General features: G+C 59.1%; 16 protein-coding genes, 1 tRNA gene and 2 pseudogenes. 13 read left to right on the forward strand and 6 right to left on the reverse strand.

Annotated elements, in window-relative coordinates:
* Window position 1: 1 nt before the first annotated feature.
* Both ACP7A4_RS01325 and ACP7A4_RS01330 read right to left on the reverse strand, forming a co-directional pair.
* On the reverse strand, window positions 2-862 hold the full coding sequence (locus ACP7A4_RS01325; protein ID WP_426245227.1) for a prepilin peptidase: 861 nt from the start codon (window positions 860-862) through the stop codon (window positions 2-4).
* 2 nt (window positions 863-864) lie between these two features.
* A complete protein-coding gene (locus ACP7A4_RS01330) occupies window positions 865-2,082 on the reverse strand; it encodes a type II secretion system F family protein (protein ID WP_426245229.1) in 1,218 nt (405 codons plus the stop codon).
* Between the two features lie 222 nt (window positions 2,083-2,304).
* Here ACP7A4_RS01330 and ACP7A4_RS01335 point away from each other — a divergent pair, with 222 nt between their 5' ends.
* Complete coding sequence (locus ACP7A4_RS01335; protein WP_059761495.1) at window positions 2,305-2,712, forward strand: pilin; 408 nt, start codon at window positions 2,305-2,307, stop codon at window positions 2,710-2,712.
* Window positions 2,713-2,758: 46 nt separating this feature from the next.
* Window positions 2,759-2,834, forward strand: a tRNA-Thr gene (locus tag ACP7A4_RS01340).
* 68 nt (window positions 2,835-2,902) lie between these two features.
* Here the strand turns inward: ACP7A4_RS01340 and ACP7A4_RS01345 are convergent.
* Entirely contained in the window at window positions 2,903-3,784 is an 882-nt protein-coding gene (locus ACP7A4_RS01345; RefSeq protein WP_426245231.1) for a LysR family transcriptional regulator, read from the reverse strand.
* Window positions 3,785-3,950: 166 nt separating this feature from the next.
* Between ACP7A4_RS01345 and ACP7A4_RS01350 the strand changes: the two genes are divergently transcribed.
* From ACP7A4_RS01350 to ACP7A4_RS01365, 4 genes are all read left to right on the forward strand, one after another.
* Window positions 3,951-5,180: a tetratricopeptide repeat protein gene (locus ACP7A4_RS01350; protein WP_426245233.1), complete on the forward strand. Its 1,230-nt coding sequence runs from the start codon at window positions 3,951-3,953 to the stop codon at window positions 5,178-5,180.
* 11 nt (window positions 5,181-5,191) lie between these two features.
* Window positions 5,192-6,124: a DMT family transporter gene (locus ACP7A4_RS01355; RefSeq protein WP_203302259.1), complete on the forward strand. Its 933-nt coding sequence runs from the start codon at window positions 5,192-5,194 to the stop codon at window positions 6,122-6,124.
* A 67-nt stretch (window positions 6,125-6,191) separates the two neighbouring features.
* Window positions 6,192-7,682: an AlkA N-terminal domain-containing protein gene (locus ACP7A4_RS01360; protein ID WP_426245235.1), complete on the forward strand. Its 1,491-nt coding sequence runs from the start codon at window positions 6,192-6,194 to the stop codon at window positions 7,680-7,682.
* A gap of 2 nt (window positions 7,683-7,684) precedes the next feature.
* Window positions 7,685-8,182, forward strand: a complete 498-nt coding sequence (locus ACP7A4_RS01365) for a methylated-DNA--[protein]-cysteine S-methyltransferase (RefSeq protein WP_426245237.1) — start codon at window positions 7,685-7,687, stop codon at window positions 8,180-8,182.
* Window positions 8,183-8,210: 28 nt separating this feature from the next.
* Here ACP7A4_RS01365 and nadC read toward each other — a convergent pair whose 3' ends face one another.
* Window positions 8,211-9,059, reverse strand: a complete 849-nt coding sequence (nadC, locus tag ACP7A4_RS01370) for a carboxylating nicotinate-nucleotide diphosphorylase (protein ID WP_048363012.1) — start codon at window positions 9,057-9,059, stop codon at window positions 8,211-8,213.
* Between the two features lie 351 nt (window positions 9,060-9,410).
* Here nadC and ACP7A4_RS01375 point away from each other — a divergent pair.
* From ACP7A4_RS01375 to ampE, 5 genes and pseudogenes are all read left to right on the forward strand, one after another.
* A pseudogene (locus tag ACP7A4_RS01375) lies at window positions 9,411-10,088 on the forward strand (DUF1631 family protein); the annotation flags it as partial.
* 63 nt (window positions 10,089-10,151) lie between these two features.
* Window positions 10,152-10,550 (forward strand): annotated as a pseudogene (locus tag ACP7A4_RS01380) (DUF1631 family protein); the annotation flags it as partial.
* A 3-nt stretch (window positions 10,551-10,553) separates the two neighbouring features.
* Window positions 10,554-10,901 carry a DUF1631 family protein gene (locus ACP7A4_RS01385; RefSeq protein ID WP_426245874.1) on the forward strand — a complete coding sequence of 116 codons (348 nt, stop codon included), beginning with the start codon at window positions 10,554-10,556 and terminating at the stop codon, window positions 10,899-10,901.
* Window positions 10,902-10,994: 93 nt separating this feature from the next.
* On the forward strand, window positions 10,995-11,558 hold the full coding sequence (gene ampD, locus ACP7A4_RS01390) for a 1,6-anhydro-N-acetylmuramyl-L-alanine amidase AmpD (RefSeq protein WP_059761502.1): 564 nt from the start codon (window positions 10,995-10,997) through the stop codon (window positions 11,556-11,558).
* Window positions 11,555-12,391, forward strand: a complete 837-nt coding sequence (gene ampE / locus ACP7A4_RS01395) for a regulatory signaling modulator protein AmpE (protein WP_426245240.1) — start codon at window positions 11,555-11,557, stop codon at window positions 12,389-12,391. The genes ampD and ampE overlap by 4 nt, the downstream gene beginning before the upstream one ends.
* A gap of 198 nt (window positions 12,392-12,589) precedes the next feature.
* Here the strand turns inward: ampE and ACP7A4_RS01400 are convergent, their stop codons facing one another.
* Complete coding sequence (locus ACP7A4_RS01400) at window positions 12,590-13,372, reverse strand: TatD family hydrolase (RefSeq protein ID WP_203302265.1); 783 nt, start codon at window positions 13,370-13,372, stop codon at window positions 12,590-12,592.
* A gap of 2 nt (window positions 13,373-13,374) precedes the next feature.
* Window positions 13,375-14,370, reverse strand: a complete 996-nt coding sequence (gene cra, locus ACP7A4_RS01405; RefSeq protein WP_048401339.1) for a catabolite repressor/activator — start codon at window positions 14,368-14,370, stop codon at window positions 13,375-13,377.
* 341 nt (window positions 14,371-14,711) lie between these two features.
* Between cra and ptsP the strand changes: the two genes are divergently transcribed.
* Together ptsP and pfkB are read left to right on the forward strand one after the other, a co-directional pair.
* Window positions 14,712-17,573: a phosphoenolpyruvate--protein phosphotransferase gene (gene ptsP / locus ACP7A4_RS01410; RefSeq protein WP_426245242.1), complete on the forward strand. Its 2,862-nt coding sequence runs from the start codon at window positions 14,712-14,714 to the stop codon at window positions 17,571-17,573.
* Window positions 17,573-18,514 (forward strand): 1-phosphofructokinase, encoded by a 942-nt coding sequence (gene pfkB / locus ACP7A4_RS01415; RefSeq protein ID WP_203302268.1) that lies wholly within the window; start codon window positions 17,573-17,575, stop codon window positions 18,512-18,514. Before ptsP ends, pfkB begins: the two co-directional genes overlap by 1 nt.

The following is an 18,514-nucleotide window of genomic DNA, read 5'->3' on the forward strand; positions in this document are numbered from 1 at the left end:
GTCAGGTCGCAAGTTGCCAATAGAAAGCGCTCATTTGACCACCCCAGAGCAATGCAATCCACCCGGTAATCGCCAGATACGGCGCAAAAGGGATAGCCGTTGCCCTATGAGCACGGCGCAAGCCCATCAACCCCAGGCCAACAGCCGCGGCGACCAGTGACGAGAGCAAAAGGGTCAGCGGCAATACGGCTACGCCGCCCCACGCGCCAAACAAGGCCAGCAGTTTGAAGTCGCCATGCCCCATGCCGTCCTTGCCGGTGATCAGTTTGAACAGCCAGAAAATCACCCACAAACTCATATAGCCGATGGCGGCGCCCCAGACCGCCAGCGATAGCGTGGTGAACATCTCGAACGTGTTGAGCAGCAAGCCCAGCCATAGCAGCGGCAGCACGATCACATCGGGCACGATGCGGTGTTTGGCATCTATGAGGCAAATGGCGATCAGCCCCCATGTCAGTAACAGCACCCAGCCGGTTTGCGCGTTGACCCCCAGGTGCCAGGCGATGAAAGCGCAGATGAGTGCACAGGCCAGTTCGGTCAGGGGGTAGCGCGGGCTGATGGTTTTTTTGCAGTGTGAGCATTTGCCGCCTAGCAGCCCATAACTGAGCAGCGGGATGTTTTCCCATGCCTTTAAGCGATGCTGGCACTGCGGGCAGTGAGACGCGGGCAAAAGCAGGTTATAGGTCGGATTCTTGGCTGGCGCGGGCTGCTCGAGCAGTTCGCGCGCCTGGGTTTGCCAGTCGTGCTCAAGCATCTTGGGCAGGCGCCAGACCAGTACATTTATAAAGCTGCCCACCAGCAGACCGAGCACTAAAACGCACGCGACAAAGGCATCAGGATGGCGGCTAAAGAAATCGATCATGCTCAAATCACTTGGCCCAAGGTAAAAATCGGTAAATACATGGCGATCACCAGACCGCCCACCACGACACCCAATACCACCATGATTGCGGGCTCCATTAACGTTGTCAGGGTGTCGACGAGGTGATCGACCTCGCTCTCATAATAGGTCGCTACGTGATTGAGCATGCCGTCCAATGTGCCAGATTCTTCGCCTATGGCTGTCATTTGAATCGCCATGCCCGGAAAGACGCGGGTATTGCTCATGGCCACATGGATCTGTGTGCCCGTGGCGACCTGATGTTTGAGCCGCAACACGGCCTCTTTGAGCACGCAATTACCGGTAGCCCCTGCCACTGAATCCAGTGCCTCAAGCAACGGTACACCCGCCGCCAGGGTGGTGGACAAGGTGCGGGCAAACCGGGCAATCGCCGAGATATGTTGCAGGTGCCCCAGCACGGGCAGCTTCAACAGCCAGCCGTCCAGGCGCTGGCGCCACGGTGGCGAGTGTTTATAGCGATGACGAAGAGTGCCCAGTGCGCCCGCTGTCGCGATTAATAGCCAGGCGCCATGGTCTTGCAGCGCTTGCGACACGCCGATAACCCACAGGGTGAAGGCGGGTAACTGGGCATTGAACGATGCAAATATGCTCTGAAACTGCGGCACCACTTTGATCAACAGAATGGCGCTTACCAGTAGCGCTACCAGCAATATGGCGATGGGATAGGTCATGGCCTTTTTGATTTTTTGTGCCAGCGCCTCACTCTTCTCCCGGTCGCTGGCGATGCGTTGCAGCAACACATCCAGAGCGCCTGCCTGTTCCCCGGCTTCCACCAGATGGCAAAACATGGCATCGAAGTGGACCGGTTTTTTACGCAGTGCGGCACTCAGGCTGGTGCCTGCGGCGATGTCGAGTGTGAGATCGGTCACCAGTTGACGGGTGGCCGGTTGTTCGAAACCTTTGGCGATGACCTCCAGCGCTTGCAGCAGCGGTATTCCAGCGTTGATCAGCGTTGCCAATTGGCGGCTGAAGAGCGTGATGTCTGACGCGTTTACGGTGCGATTTATGAATGATTGAGCGCTGCCCAGGCGTCGAACTTTAGCTGCGCTGACGCCTTGGCGTCGCAGTTGGGCGCGGATCATTGCGAGGCTGTTAGCCCTGATTTCGCCCTGGCGTCGCTCACCGTTTACGTCTGTGCCCTCCCAGCGATACAGGTGGGTATTGATTGCCAGCGTTGACATGCATTCGTCCTTGAAATGCAGCGCGATAAGCCGCGTTGTGTAGGTCCAAGCCTAGACAGGCTCAAGAGCGACGTGCCGACAGGAGTATGCCTAAAGGTGTCGAACGCGGTTGTTCAGAAGCTTCTGACAACGATCCTTGATAGCCTGTGCGCACTTTTTGCCAGCTCAGCATTGGCATTGGCCCATATTCGCTGAGCCGCGTCTTATTTTTGGAGGCCACACATGAAACAACAACAGGGCATTACCTTGATTGAGCTGATGATCGTGGTCGCGATCATTGGTCTGATCGCTTCTTTCGCTTTACCGGCTTACAACGACCACACCATGAAGGCGCGGTTTGCCGAAGTGAACACCCTCAGCAACACCTATAAGACGGCCGTCGCCTTGTGCTACAGCGAAACCAACGATCTGGCGGCGTGCGACGCCGGCACCCACGGCATTCCTGGCCCGGCTGACGCGACCGACAATCTGGCCGCCGGTATGACCGTTATCGACGGCGTGATCACCATGACCGGCACCAAAGCGGCGGGTGGCTGGAGCAGCGTGATGGTCCCGGCCTTGAGCGGCGCGGGTAATGCGCTGGTGTGGACGCAAAGCGGTACGTGCCTGGCCAGCGGTGCCTGCAAATAGCCACGAATTGCCCGGTGTTGCGAGCGGTGTTAGTTTTGCAGGCACCGCCGGTGTAGCTCAGTCGGTAGAGCAGCGCACTCGTAACGCGAAGGTCGCAGGTTCGATTCCTGTCTCCGGCACCATTTAAATAAACGCCCTGCCTGTGTTCAGGGCGTTTTTTATGGCGCCTCTGATGCCGGTGACGGGCGGTTCACCCTTGCTGCAAACCTGTGGCAATTTCGATAAAGGCTTTGGTCGCCGGGGAGGCGTGTCCTTCATTCAGTACCGCCAGGCCCACGCTGCGTTTGACCGGCGGGTCCAGCGGCTTTGTGACGTAGCTACCAGCCTGTCGTAAAGGGCGCTCCGGCAGGGCCTGTTCGGCCAGTATGCTGACGCCGTAGCCCATCTCGACCATCGCCAGGGTGCTGATCAACTGCGCGCTGCGATGCAGTACGTTGGGCACTCGTTTTTGCGAAGAGAACAACCGTTCCAGCAATGGCCCGGACCCGGCCTCGGTCATGATGAACGGTTCGCGGCACAAGGCTTCAAGGCTCACGCTGGACGCTGTGGCCAGGGCATGGTTGGCGGGCAAAATCGCTACCATTTGGTCCTCACACAGGGTGAAGGTGTCGAGCTTGTCTTCGGGTAGCACCACAAATCCGACATCTACCCGCCGCTCCTGAAGCCAGCTCACGACTTCCTGATCGGTGCCTTCATCGATTCTGATCTCAATATTGGGATAGCGCTGGCGATAGCGCTCCAGAATGCGCGGCAACAATCTCATCGACGACGATGGCCCAAAAGAGCCGATGCGCAGTGTGCCGCGCTTCATGCCACGGGCATCGGCTGCCTCCTGACGCATGGTTTCTGCAAGACCGAGAATCTCCCTTGCCCGCAGTAACAACTGTGCGCCGATGTCCGTCAGCTCGATGGCTGCTTGATGACGATGAATCAGCTCGACGCCCATTTCCTGCTCCAGCGCTTTGATCGCATGGGAGACGGCCGACTGGCTGATATGGAGTCGTGTGGCCGCCAGCGTGAAGCCGCGCAGTTCGGCAACTCGGGCAAACACTTCAAGTTGGGTGAGGGTCATCGTGGGTGTCTCATGAGCTTTTGCTAATTTCCGTATGAGCTAGCATCTGCGCGAGTATAGGCGTGCAACCGGACATACCGGAATACAGCGGTGCGGGAAAGGTGACTGACCCTGACGCTTGAAGGGATTCGTAAAACATTATTCTGGATAACCGGACTATTTACGCATGAGCAACAGTGAACATGCTTCGCGCGCAGACGGCTGCTGTCGTCTCTGGCCTGACGTTAATACGCATTTTTTGTCGTTAAAGGGGCTACCGCCCGATGCGGTCCCTCGCACGGCGGCGCAACAGGTGTTGCACCCGTTGCTGGTCGGGTTTGATGCGATTGCCGGCTGCGAACTCAAAGAGTTTTATCGCTTCAAGATGCACTTGCAGAGACTGCCCGAGGCACCCGTTGCTTGCCCTGAACTGATACAGGTGGTGGCTGCATTTCGTTGCTGGGTCGACTTTGACTACAGTGGCGCGCGTGCACTGTTTATAGCGCACTTGCATGAATATCCCGGCGATGTGCTGACGGTGTTTTTTGTGCATATGCTGGATTTTTGCACCGGCAAGACCTGCGACCTGGTCGATGTGTTTGAAATCTGCGATTCCAGTGTCGACGCAACGCACCCACTGTCTTCGTTCTATTTAGGGATCAAGTCGTTTGTGTTGTGCGAACGGGTAGAGTTCGAACAGGCGCGGGTGCTGGGGCTACAAGCCGTGGCGCAACGGCCTGATAACATTTACGCCATTCACGGTGTGGTGCATGCCCTGCACGAACAACAGCAATGGGCAGCGCTGTGCGAGTTCCTTGAGGGCTGCAAAGACAATTGGGCTTTCAACCCAGGCATGCGCATGCATATTTATTGGCATCTGGCGATTGCCTATTTGATGAGCAGTCAGTACGAACTTTCTACGGCCACGTTCCGAGAGTTCTACGCGCTCAAGGATTTTCGCTATGCCAAACAAGACCTCGATGCGGTCGGTTTTTTGTGGCGCCTGAAGTTGCAAAACCTGGAAGACCGTCAATTCGATGAGTTGTGGCAAGACTTGTCGATTTTGTGGTCTGGCAGCATTGGCACCTCCACATCGCACTTTCACAACATGCATGCCGCGTTTGCATTTGCCGCCGCTGATCGGCCGTTATTGATTGATAAGTTGATCGCGGAAAGTGACGGTTTCGGCATCGAACCTGCGACCCAGAAAGTGGGTGTTGACGTGCTCAATGCCATCGCGTTTTTTGCCCGGGGCGCCTACGCCGAGTGCTATCAAATCCTGGCCGCCTCGCAGTCAGTGTGGTTGCGACTGGGCGGCAGCCGGGCACAGCGCGAACTGTTGATGAAAACCATGAACATGGCCCAAAAAATGATGCCCTCGCATCAACCCCGAGCACGGCTCGTCAACGCGCTATAGGCCAAATCCTGATGAACAATGCTGTCGCATGTGCGCCGTTACACACCGGGTATACGGTGTATGCAAAGCTGGTTGCCGTGTCGTGTTTGTGGGGCGGCACTTTCGTGGCCGGGCGTTATTTGTCCGCTGATGTGGCGCCACTGCTGTCGGCCAGCGTGCGTTTCGTGCTGGCGAGCCTGACGCTGTTATTGGTGTTGAGCCTCAAGGGCCAATTGGTGCGCCAGGTGACAGCATCGCAAGCCCTGCAACTGGTGCTGCTCGGCTTTTTTGGGGTGTTTGCCTACAACGTGTTTTTCTTTTATGGGTTGCACTACATCAGCTCATCCCGCGCGTCTTTGATCGTGGCGCTGAATCCGGCGCTGATTGCGCTGACGGCGTTTGCTTTCGGGCGTGAGCGCCTGAGCCGAATCAACGTGGCGGGCATCGCGCTGTGCATCATTGGCGCGATGACCGTCATCGTCAGCAAAAATACAGTGTCGTTGACCTCAGTGGTGGCGGGCGCCTGGCGCGGCGATCTGTTGATTCTGGGGTGCGTCATGAGCTGGGTGATTTACAGCGTTTTTGCCCGGGGCCTGGTCAGGGACATCGGTCCGCTGCACACCGTGACTTATTCCGTACTGGCGGGCACCCTGATGTTGCTGGCAGCGGCACTGGCGCAGGGTGAGTTGAGCGCCCACGCGCTGGCCGCTGTCAACAGCACCCAGTGGCTGAGCCTGATTTACCTCGGTGTGCTGGGGTCGGCGCTGGCTTATATCTGGTATTACGACGGTATCCAGAAAATCGGTGTAACCCAATCCGGGGTCTTTATTGCCCTCAATCCATTGTCGGCGGTGGTGCTGGGGATGCTGATTTTGGGGGAGCACCTGAGCATGCCCATGTTGTTGGGCGGTCTGCTGGCCATCAGTGGCATCGTGCTGTGCAATCGTAAGGCCAAAATAACCTGATCAATGGTCAACATTGACGTCCGAAAATGGCGAGAACCGTTAAAAGCCCGGTGCTATTGTGCGGGCCATGAACACACACGACGCCTCACTCACTCCTTCAATTGCCGCGTGCGAAATCGCACGGCTGAGCCGTGATGCGCGCTTTGACGGGGTGTTTTTTACTGCCGTCCTGACCACGCGAATCTATTGCCGCCCGGTATGCCCGGCGCGCGCGCCCAAAGCGTCGAACGTTGTGTATTACCCCAGCGCGGCGGCGGCGCAAGCACTGGGATTTCGCCCTTGCTTGCGCTGTCGGCCCGAGCTGGCACCCGGTAATCAGCTGTGGTTGCAGGGTGAGCATTTAGTGACGCGGGCCTTGAAGCTGATTAACGAAGGGTTTTTGGCGGATAACTCGCTTGAGGCGTTGGCCCTGCGCCTGAATGTGGGGGCGCGTCAGTTACGACGCGTGTTTGTTAAGTATTTGGGGGCACCGCCGATGGCCGTGCACGCCACTCAACGCCTGTTGTTTGCCAAGCAACTGCTGACCGAAACGCATTTATCAATCACTGAAGTGGCGCTTGCGTCGGGTTTTGGCAGTGTCAGGCGCTTCAATTCAGCGTTTGCCGAGGCCAATCATGCCGAACCTCGGGCCTTCAGGCGCAGTCCAAAAACACGCGCTGGCACTGCACTGATCCTGCGCTTGGGCTACCGCCCGCCCTACGACTTCAATGCCGTACTCGGATTTTTACAACAGCGCGCCTTGCCCGGTATCGAACAGGTTGACGCGTTCAGTTATCAGCGGGTGTTTGGCCCTGCGCAATCGCCCGGCTGGCTGCGGGTTAGCGCGTGGCCCGCGGGGCAACACGCCCTGCAATTGGAGCTGTTGAACGTTGCCCCGGCACACATGCTCCCTGTGGTGACGCGCATTCGGCGCATGTTCGATCTGGACGCCGACCCGCAGGCCATCGCCCATACCCTGGGTGCCAGCCCCCAGCTGGCGCCCCTGATCGAGCGCTATCCGGGCTTGCGTTTACCGGGGGGCTGGGATGGTTTCGAAGTGGCTGTGCGTGCGGTGTTAGGCCAGCAAGTGAGTGTGGCAGCGGCGCGTACCCTGGCCAGCCGCCTCGTGCAGCGCTATGGCACGCCGATTGAAGCGCCGGGTACCTCGGGGCTGGATCGCTTGTTCCCCGACGCTCAGCAATTGGCAGTGGCTAACCTGGACCAAATGGGCATCACCCAGGCACGCATCAATACCCTTCACGGCATTGCACAGGCGTTGATTGAAGGGCGGGTTGATTTTGGCATGGAGCAAGCGCTCGACACCTTTGTTCGGCGTTGGGTACAACTGCCGGGGATCGGCGAATGGACAGCACATTACATTGCCATGCGCGTACTCAAACACCCGGATGCCTTCCCGGCCGCAGACTTGATCCTGCGGCGCGAGGCCAACCCTGACGGCCCGCCGTTGAGCACAAAAGCGATGCAAACGCTGGCCGAGAGCTGGCGCCCGTGGCGCGCGTACAGCGTCCTGTATTTATGGCGCGCAGCCACCGATGCCGCTGCGCTCAAGAGGATTTGACCATGTCTCAGATTTACTACGCGCAGATGCCATCGCCGATTGGTCCACTGTTTTTGGTGGCCGACGACGAAGGCTTGCGTGAGGTTCGATTTGAATGCGAGCGCAGAGCGCATATCGCTGAAGACGGCTGGCTGCATGCGCCGCAAAAACTGGCTGAGGTGATACGCCAGCTAGAGGCGTATTTTGCGGGCGAGCGATACACCTTTGATGTAGCGCTTAAACCCCAGGGCACTGAGTTTCAGCAAACGGTATGGCGGGCGCTGACCACCATCCCCTATGCCGTGACCACCAGTTATGGCCAATTGTCGCAGCAGCTCCAGCGCCCGACCGCATCACGGGCTGTGGGGGCCGCCAATGGGCGCAACCCGATCCCGATCATCATCCCGTGCCACCGGGTAATCGGCAGCAATGGCACGTTGACCGGCTTTGCCGGTGGTCTGGCAGCCAAGCAATGGTTGCTGGCGCATGAAGCCAAGTGTCGAGGGTTTGTGCTGTCCTGACCCCGGCACCGCGTTAAGAGCGTGGCGCTTACAAACTCAGACGCATCGACAAATCCACGGCCTTTACGTCTTTGGTCATGGCGCCAATCGAAATGTAGTCCACGCCTGTTTGTGCGATAGGCAGCAGCGTGCTTTCGTTGATGCCGCCGCTGGCTTCCAGCTTGGCTTTACCCGCATTCAGACGCACAGCTTCACGCATGTCATCCATGCTCAGTTCGTCGAGCATGATGATGTCTGCACCTGCCGCCAGCGCTTCTTTAAGTTCTGCCAGGCTTTCGACTTCGATCTCTACCGGTTTGCCAGGCGCGATTTTATGCGCAGCGCTGATCGCCTGGGCGATGCCGCCGCAGGCTGCGATGTGGTTTTCCTTGATCAAAAACGCGTCGTACAAACCAATGCGGTGGTTATGACAGCCACCACAGGTGACGGCGTACTTTTGCGCCAGGCGCAAGCCCGGCAGGGTTTTGCGGGTGTCCAGCAACTTGACCTGCGTCTGCGCGACCTGGTCCGCCAACTGTTGGGCATGGGTCGCAACCCCCGACAACATTTGCAGAAAATTCAGCGCACTGCGCTCACCACTGAGCAGCGAGCGGGCAGGGCCCTCAAGGTGAAACAACACTTGATTGGGGCTGACACGCTCGCCATCTGCCACCTGCCAATGCACGGCGACACGCGGGTCCAGTTGGCGGAAAACCGCGTCCACCCATGCGGTGCCGCTGATCACAGCGTTGTCGCGCGTAATGATCGTGGCCTTGGCCAGGCGTTCTGCCGGGATCAACCGCGCAGTGATGTCGCCGCTGCCAATGTCTTCGGCAAGCGCACGGCGTACGTTGGCTTCAATCTCGGCGGTGAGATCGGCCAGATGTAAATTCGGCATAACCAGCTCCACAAACAAAGTGCGCCGATTATAGGGCCATGCCGGGAGCGAACCCAAGGCGCGTGGCTGCGCCGCAGGCAAATGCCTGTAACTGTGTTGTTTGGGCCGCATCCCGGTATTTATTTGACCGTTCAGTAAATGAATCGCGCTGTTTAGTAGCACAAGGCTCGTCTTTTGCAAGATAATCAGCGCCTTGTAATTGGCGTCATAGCTTTGACATGCCATTAAAGTCCTAATTCAGATACACCGGCGAGTGCGAGATGCACTGGCCGGTTTCTGTTTGCGAGCGTCAAAAGTGGCCTGTGCCACCTGTGCGTCATTCGCAAGCGAACACCGTTCCAGGAGGCTTGGATGCAAAATGACGGGAAAGTGGGACCTGCCCACTGGGCCACGGCAGAGCTGGCGATGCGTTCGCCACTTGCGCGCCTGCCGGTCATTTTGTTGCAGGTTCACGATAAAGCCGCGCAGCAGCTCAAAAACGGGTTGCAAGTGCTGTTTGACAGTGCCGATGAAACGCTGTTCGAGATGGCGGATAAAGCCCGGAGTGACGTCGAACAAAGCTTGTTTTTTGAAGCCATGCGCGACGTCAGGCTCAAGCGTAAATACATCGAGCGCGGCTTTCTTGACCGATTTTTTGACGCCTTCAGTCAGCTGGCGCTCGCCGACCCCGGCGAGCGCACGTTGCAGGGTGCAGCCCCCGCAGGCGGGCCTTTTACGCTGATGACCCATGACCTTGAGCGCGCTCAAGTGATCAATGCGATGGTGGATCACGTCATGACGCGCGATCAGTTGGCGCTGTGCCAATTGACCACACGCCTCGCAACGCTCAGTTGCACGCCGCTGGACGATCACAACAACCCCTTGGGGCCAGGCATGTTGTGCGAATATTTTTTGCTGGCTGAGCGTGATCAGGGCATGGACATCAAGGTCAAGCTGATCATGTTGCAACTGTTCGAAAAGTACCTGCTCAGCCACACCACGCAGTTGTACGCCGATGCCAACCAATTACTGATTGCCACCGGTGTATTGCCAACGCTGAGCGAGAACGATGGTTGCTGCGCAGAGAAAGCACGGGCCACAGAAACGGCGGCCGTGGCTGAGGAGGCGAGCAACCTGGTCGGGTTGCTGTTTGAGTACATCGCCAAAGATCGCAATGTGCCGCCTGCGTTGAAATCGCTGATTGCCCAGTTGCAGGAACCGATGCTGAAGATCGCGCAACGCGATCAAAACTTTTTCAGCTGTGACACTCATCCCGCCCGACGCCTCTTGAACGTGATTGCGGCGGCGGCCATCGGCTGGGACGTCAGCACGGATGAGAGCAGCGATCCGTTGTTCCGACAGATTGAATGTGTGGTGCAACAACTGGCGACGTACGCGGGCGACAATCGCACGCTGCTCGAAGCCCTGCTGCATGAGTTTTTGGTCTTTACCCACGGTGAGCGTTGTCGCATCGAACTGTTCGAGCAGCGCACTCGCGAGGCAGAGCAAGCGCGTCTGAAACATCCACTCAAGGCGAGTGAGCGGGCTGCACATACGCCACCCGCAGTGGATGAGCAGGACCACTTGGGTTTATTGCTGGTCAGCCAACTGCGCCTGGGCACCTGGATTGAGTTACAGGAAGACGAAGAGTTTCGCCTGCGATGCAAGCTGATCGCCATTCTGGAGCCGGGCGGCAAGCATATTTTCGTCAACCGCACGGGCATGAAAGTGCTGGAGCAAAGCCGCACCGACCTGATCGCTCAACTGCGCAATGGCAAAGTATTGTTACTGGATGACCGTTTACTGTTCGACCGGGCGCTGGAGTCGGTGATCGGTAGCTTGTACCAACGTAACGCGCAGTGACTGGCCTGCGGCTTTGGCGTCACAGATAGCTGCCAATTGAGCTGCACATCGCGGCATACTGCGCCTTTGGTTTTGCACGTTGAAGGAGTCTGTATGCAGCTGGACCCCACGAGCGGTTGGTGCCATGACGTGCGCCATTGCCCGTCGCCCAACTTCAATGAACGCCCGCACGGCGAAATCTCCTTGCTGGTTATCCACAACATCAGCTTGCCGCCGGGGCAGTTCGCCACGGGTCAAGTCCAGAGGTTTTTCCAAAATCAACTGGACCCCGCTGAGCATCCTTTTTTTGAAACCATCAAAGCGCTGCGAGTCAGTGCGCATTTTCTGATTGAGCGCGACGGTCAGGTCACGCAGTTTGTCTCGTGTCTGGACCGCGCCTGGCATGCGGGGATTTCCAGTTTCGAGGGTCGCGAGACTTGTAACGATTTTTCGATAGGCATCGAACTGGAAGGCACCGATGATCAGCCGTTCTGCGACGCCCAGTATCAGGCGCTGATTGCTCTGACGCGGGAGCTGCAAACCCACTATGGCGACATTACCCTTCAACGAATATGTGGCCACAGTGACGTGGCACCGGGGCGCAAAACAGATCCAGGCCCCCATTTCGACTGGACGCGCTATCGCAGCGCGTTGCAGCACAGAGGAGACAATCAATGAGTTTTGTGGTGCTACTGCTGGCGATTCTGGTCGAAAAGTTCTCGGCCTTGCGCCAGCGCCTTCAATGCGACGGCGGCTGGGTACGCGAGCTGAACAAGCTCGAAGCCTCGCCCAAACTGGCGAAAAACCCGTGGTGGGTGTTGATCATCCTGATTCTGCTGCCGGTCATTTTACTGGGGTTGTTGCTGGTGGTGCTCGACCCGGTGGCTTATGGCCTGCTGGCGTTACCGGTGCACCTGGTGGTGTTGATCTTCAGCTTGGGCCGGGGTGACTTGCTGGCAGATCTGGGGCCATTTCGTGATGCCTGGCGTCGGGGTGATCTGCAGGCAGCAGCCCATGTGGCCGAACGTGACATTAGCGTGCGGGCCGAGAATGGTGAGCAACTGCTGGAACACGTTCAGGCGCACTTGCTGTGGCAAGCCTACCAAAGTTTTTTTGCGGTGATTTTCTGGTACTTCCTGTTGGGACCGGTGGCGGCACTCAGTTATCGCTTGCTGGCGCTGGCGGTCGAGCACGGCAAGAACCCCGAACTGGTCGAGCACGCTCAACAAATGCGTCATGCGTTTGACTGGCTGCCGGTGCGATTGCTGGCGGCAAGTTTTGCATTGGTCGGCAACTTCGCCGCGGTCAGCCGCGTGATGTTGCACGAACTGCTGAGCTGGGAAATCAGTGCCGCGCAGTTGATCAACAAAGCCGGGTGTGCGGCGGCTGAACTTGCGTCACCGCAGACCGGTCCGGAAGGCGTTTCCAGCCTTGATGCCTTGTGGGAACTGCTGCTGCGTGCTGCCGTGGTGTGGTACGCCGGTTTTGCCGTGTGGACGTTGCTACTTTAAGACACAGGCCCAGCGGTCGCTAAACCCGTCAACATGGCGCTTCTGAGGCACCGGGTTGGCGGATTTAGGATCGCTGCGCAATCTGACGTCGCCTTCGGCAACTGCTACATGAACCGCGATCATTACCCTGTAGTCGCTGACGAGTAATGCGAGGCTGCGTCCGGGCGCGCAGCGGTCGTAATTGCGGTCTTTAACGGCTTATCGTGCCCAGTTAAACAGCGCGCACGCATTGGCCGTGGTGGCGTCGGCCAATTGCTCGGGGCTGATGTTCAGCACCTCGGCCAGTGCCTGGCAAATGTTGGGCAGATGCACCGGGCTGTTGCGCTGGTGGGGGAACATGGCTGGCGCCATGTCGGGCGCGTCGGTTTCGAGCACGAGGGCCTCCAGCGGCAAATCAGTCAGCACTTTGCGCAAGCGTAACGCTTGCGGCCAGGTCGCGGCACCGCCCACGCCCAGCTTGAAACCCAGCTTGATGTATTCGCGCGCTTCCTCGCGGCTGCCCGCAAACGCATGAATGATCCCGCCGCGCTTTAGCTTGAAACGCTTGAGTGTGGCAATCACCTGCGCATGGCTGCGGCGCACGTGCAGCAGCGCTGGCAGATTAAAGTCTGCGGCCAACTGCAACTGACCTTCAAACAAGCGCTGTTGAGCGTCGCGGTCCAGTTGCGGGAGAAAGTAATCGAGGCCGATTTCACCCACCGCACACAGCTGCGCATGCCCGTCCAGCCGGGTCAGCCATGCCCTCAGCTCAGTGAGGTGCTCAGGGCGATGCTCATTCAGATACACCGGGTGCAAGCCAAACGCGGCATACAAATGAGGGTCGGTTTGTACCAGATCCCACACCCGTTGCCAGTGACGCTGATCGACCCCCAGCACCACCATGCGCTCCACCCCCAATGCCCGACTGCGCGCCAGCAACGGCGTACGGTCGGCGTCAAAGTCGGGGAAGTCGAGGTGGGTGTGGGTGTCGATCAGTTGCATGCTTAAACCTGATCAATACGCTGTTTGAAGTTACGTGCAATGGCGTGGATACCGGGTGCGTAACGTTGCTCTTCAATGGCGGCCAGAGCGAGATTGAGTGCCGTTTCGGCGATCAACTGATGCTGTTGGCCCATGGCATTCACCGGCAAGGGCAAGAAGTCCAGCAACTGCGTGTCGCCGAAGGTGGCGAGACGCGTAGGTGCTTTGTGCTCCGGGTGATCGAGCAAGGCATCAAACATCCCTTGCAGCAGCACGTAAGAGGTTGTGACCAGCGCTTCAGGAAAATGCCCCAGGCGCGCCAGCAAATCATCAATCATGCGTCGCCCGCATTCGCGGCTGAACGCGGTGCCATGCTCAATCAGTACGTCGCCTTCAAAACCTTCCAGCGCCTGTTTGAAACCCGCCGCCCGTGCCTGACTCACGCTCAGTTCCGGGCGCGCGCCGATCAGGGCGATTTGCCGTGGCATGGGCTTTAACACACTACGGGTCAGCTGCAGGCTGGCTTCACAGTCATCACTGATCACCGAGCAAAACCGTTCGGGCTGCATCGTGCGGTCAATCGCGATAATGGGCATGCCCAAGTCTTGCAGTTGACGGTAACTGTCGTCTTCTGCTGGCAGGCAACTGGCCACAAACAGGGCGTCGCATCGTCGGGCGCGGAACAGCTTGAGCAGTTGGCGTTCGCTGTCGGGAGCGTCGTCGGAGCTGGCGATCAGCAATTGATAGCCACGGGCGCGGGCACCTTGTTCGAGTTGCTTGGCAATGCGCGCGTAACTGGGGTTTTCAAGGTCGGGCAGGATAAAACCCAGCGTGCGGGTATGCCGGCTGCGCAAACCTGCGGCTTGCGGGTTAGGGGTGAAACCATGCGCCTCGACCACCGCGCGTACGCGCTCCACCGTCGTGCTGCTGATGCGTTGCTGTTCAGCTTTGCCATTGATGACATAGCTGGCGGTGGTCACGGAAACACCTGCCAGTTGAGCGATATCGCTGAGCTTCACGCCGATAATTCCTTATTTTTTGTAGTACATGTCGACATTCTGGCCAATCCTACCCGATAAAGGCAGCCGACCATCGTCTGCCTTATCGCTACTGTATTTTTTTGCAGCCTCGTCCACATGACGCTGATCAATGCGACAGGTTGGGCTTCAAGCGCGAGCGATTATGCAGTAACGTGCCGCACATTCATGATTAAACGTTTCAGCAGGCGTGTTTTGTAGCCGTAAGCCCCTGTATGGATGTGCTTGCCACACATCGGGTGACCTATTGAGGGGCGGGCGGCCTAAGCTGATTAAATTCAAAACAATACCGGGTGCCACGGAGCGCCGGATAAGGAGAACGCATGCTTGAGCTCACCATAGAGCAGATATCCATGGGTCAATCGGCTGTGGATAAGTCTGCTGCGTTGCAATTACTCGCCGATAAACTGGTCGCCGACGGATTGGTGGCCGAGGGCTATCTGGACGGTTTGCGAGCGCGTGAGGCTCAAGGTTCGACTTTTCTGGGCCAGGGCATTGCCATCCCTCATGGCACTCCCGACACCCGCGACCTGGTGTTCACCACCGGTGTGCGTTTGTTGCAGTTCCCCGAAGGGGTGGACTGGGGCGATGGGCAAATGGTCTATCTGGCGATTGGCATTGCCGCCAAGTCCGATGAACACCTGCGTTTATTGCAACTGTTGACCCGTGCCTTGGGTGAAACCGATCTGGGCGAAGCCCTGCGTCGCGCCAGTTCTGCTGAAGCCTTGCTCAAACTGTTGCAAGGCGCACCGCAAGAGCTGGCGCTTGATGCGCAAATGATTGGCCTGGGTGTGTCGGCAGACGACTTTGAAGAGTTGGTGTGGCGCGGTGCCCGTTTATTGCGCCAGGCCGATTGCGTAAGCAATGGCTTTGCCGCCGTATTGCAACAAGTTGAAGCGCTGCCGCTGGGCGATGGCCTGTGGTGGTTGCACAGCGAGCAAACGGTCAAGCGTCCGGGGTTGGCGTTCGTCACGCCCGATAAACCGATCCGCTACCTGGGCAAACCGCTCAGTGGCCTATTCTGCCTGGCCAGTCTGGGTGAAGCGCATCAGGCACTGCTCGAACGCTTGTGCGCCTTGCTGATTGAGGGGCGCGGTCACGAACTGGGCAGTGCCACCAGTCGGCGTGCCGTGCTTGAAGTGTTGGGCGGCGAACTGCCCGCTGACTGGCCAAGTGCGCGCATCACCTTGGCCAACGCCCACGGGCTGCATGCGCGCCCGGCAAAAATCCTTGCGCAGCTGGCCAAGCGGTTTGACGGTGACATTCGCGTCAGCATCGTCGGCGGCCATGAGTCGCCAGTATCGGCCAAGAGCCTAAGCAAACTGCTGAGTCTGGGCGCTCGGCGTGGGCAAGTGCTCGAGTTTGTGGCCGAACCGAGCGTGGCCGACGACGCGTTACCGGCGATTTTAGCGGCGATTGAAGAGGGTCTGGGCGAAGACGTTGAACCGTTGCCTGCGGTCAGCGAAGCGGCCCCGGCCGTTGCCGACATTGCGCAAGTCATCAGCGCCCCGGCGGCTGGCAGCGTCATTCACGCCATCGCGGCAGCGCCCGGCATCGCCGTGGGGCCAGCGCATATCCAGGTGTTACAAACCTTCGACTACCCGCTGCGCGGCGAGTCATCAGTGGTGGAGCGCGAGCGCTTGCACAACGCATTGGCTCAGGTGCGACAGGACATTGAAGGTCTGATTCAACGCAGCCCGTCCAAAGCCATTCGCGAAATCTTTATTACCCATCAGGAAATGCTCGACGATCCCGAGCTGAGCGATGAAGTCGACAACCGTTTGAAGCAAGGCGAAAGCGCAGAAGCGGCGTGGATGTCGGTGATCGAAGCCGCAGCGCGTCAACAGGAGTCGTTGCAGGATGCGTTGCTGGCCGAGCGTGCCGCCGATTTGCGCGACATCGGCCGCCGTGTGCTGGCCCAACTGTGTGGCATCGAAACGCCAGCCGAACCCGAGCAGCCTTATGTGCTGGTGATGGATGAGGTCGGTCCCTCTGATGTGGCGCGCCTTGATCCAGCCCGGGTCGCGGGTATTTTGACCGCCCGCGGCGGCGCCACGGCCCACAGCGCCATTGTCGCCCGTGCCTTGGGCATCCCGGCGCTGGTCGGTGCGGGGGACGCGGTGCTGTTGCTCGCGCCAGGCACCCAGCTACTGATAGATGGACAGCGTGGCCGCCTGCACGTTGCCCCGGACGCCGACGCGTTACAGCGCGCCACGCAAGAGCGTGACAGCCGTGAACAACGCTTGCAGGCCGCCAGCGCATTGCGTCACGCGCCTGCGGTGACCCGCGACGGGCATGCGGTCGAAGTGTTTGCCAACATCGGCGAGAGCAAGGGCGTGGCCAATGCTGTCGAGCAGGGTGCCGAGGGCATCGGTTTGCTGCGCACCGAACTGATTTTCATGGCCCATTCCCAAGCGCCGGATGAAGCCACGCAAGAGGCCGAATATCGCCGCGTGCTCGACGGTCTCGACGGTCGCCCTTTGGTGGTGCGCACTCTGGACGTGGGCGGTGACAAGCCGCTGCCGTACTGGCCGATTGATAAAGAAGAAAACCCGTTTTTGGGCGTGCGCGGTATCCGCCTCACGCTGCAACGCCCGCAGGTGATGGAAGGACAGTTGCGCGCCTTGCTGCGTTCGGCAGACAACCGCCCGCTGCGCATCATGTTCCCCATGGTCGGCAGCGTCGCGGAATGGCGTGCAGCGCGGGACATGACCGAACGTCTGCGCCAGGAAATCCCCGTGGCCGACTTGCAGCTGGGGATCATGATCGAGGTGCCTTCGGCCGCGTTGCTGGCCCCGGTGCTGGCCAAAGAGGTGGATTTTTTCAGCGTCGGCACCAACGACCTGACGCAATACACCCTGGCCATCGACCGTGGTCACCCGACCCTGTCGGCGCAGGCCGATGGCTTGCACCCGGCGGTGTTGCAACTGATCGACATCACCGTGCGTGCGGCCCATGCCCACGGCAAATGGGTGGGTGTGTGTGGCGAGTTGGCGGCAGACCCGCTGGCCGTTCCCGTGCTGGTGGGGTTGGGCGTGGATGAATTGAGCGTCTCGGCCCGCAGCATCCCGGAAGTCAAAGCGCGGGTGCGAGAGTTGAGCATGGATCGCCTTAAAACCCTGGCCGCCGACGCGTTAAGCGTGGGCAGCCCGGATGAAGTTCGTGCATTGGTGGAAGCGCTCTAATGGCCAAGATTCTGACCCTTACGCTGAACCCGGCGCTGGATTTGACCGTGCGTGTGGCGCAGTTGCAGCCCGGCGAAGTCAACCGCAGCCAGGCCCTGTTGACCCACGCGGCGGGCAAGGGCATCAACGTCGCGCAAGTGCTGGCCGATCTTGGCCACAAGCTGACCGTCAGCGGCTTTCTCGGCGAGGATAATCAACAGCCTTTCAACGCCCTGTTTGCCCGACGTGGGTTTGTCGACGCCTTTATTCGGGTGCCGGGTGAAATCCGCAGCAACATCAAACTGGCCGAAGACGATGGTCGCGTCACTGACGTGAACGGCCCGGGCCCGCTGGTCAGTGAATTCGCCCAGCAAGCGCTGATCGACAAAATCGACCAGATCGCTGCCAGTCATGACGCGGTGGTGGTGGCGGGCAGTTTGCCGCGAGGTGTCAGTGCGCAGTGGTTGCATCACTTGCTGCTGCGGCTCAAGGCGATGGGCTTGAAAGTGATTCTGGACACCAGCGGCGAAGCCTTGAAACAAGGCTTGAGCGCAGGGCCGTGGCTGATAAAGCCCAACACCGAAGAACTCAGCGATGCCCTGAGCTGTGACATCAGCAGCCTTGAATCCCAAGTGGCCGCCGCTTCGCGTTTGCAAGCGCAAGGCGTTGAGCATGTGGTGATTTCCCAGGGGGCTGACGGTGTGAACTGGTTTAGCCACGGTCAGGCACTTCAGGCCTTGCCACCCAAGGTCAGCGTCGCCAGCACCGTGGGCGCAGGTGACTCGCTGTTGGCGGGCATGCTGCATGGCCTGCTCAGCGGGCATACCCCGGAACAGACCGTGCGCACCGCCACGGCGATTGCGGCCATGGCGGTCACCCAGATTGGTTTTGGTATCAGCGATGCGGCGCACTTGGCGACGCTCGAAAGCGGCGTGCGCGTGCGCTCCCTGACAGAAGAATAA

The organism is Pseudomonas sp. TWR3-1-1, from assembly GCF_049896545.1.
In the GTDB taxonomy this organism is placed as follows: domain Bacteria; phylum Pseudomonadota; class Gammaproteobacteria; order Pseudomonadales; family Pseudomonadaceae; genus Aquipseudomonas; species Aquipseudomonas weihenstephanensis.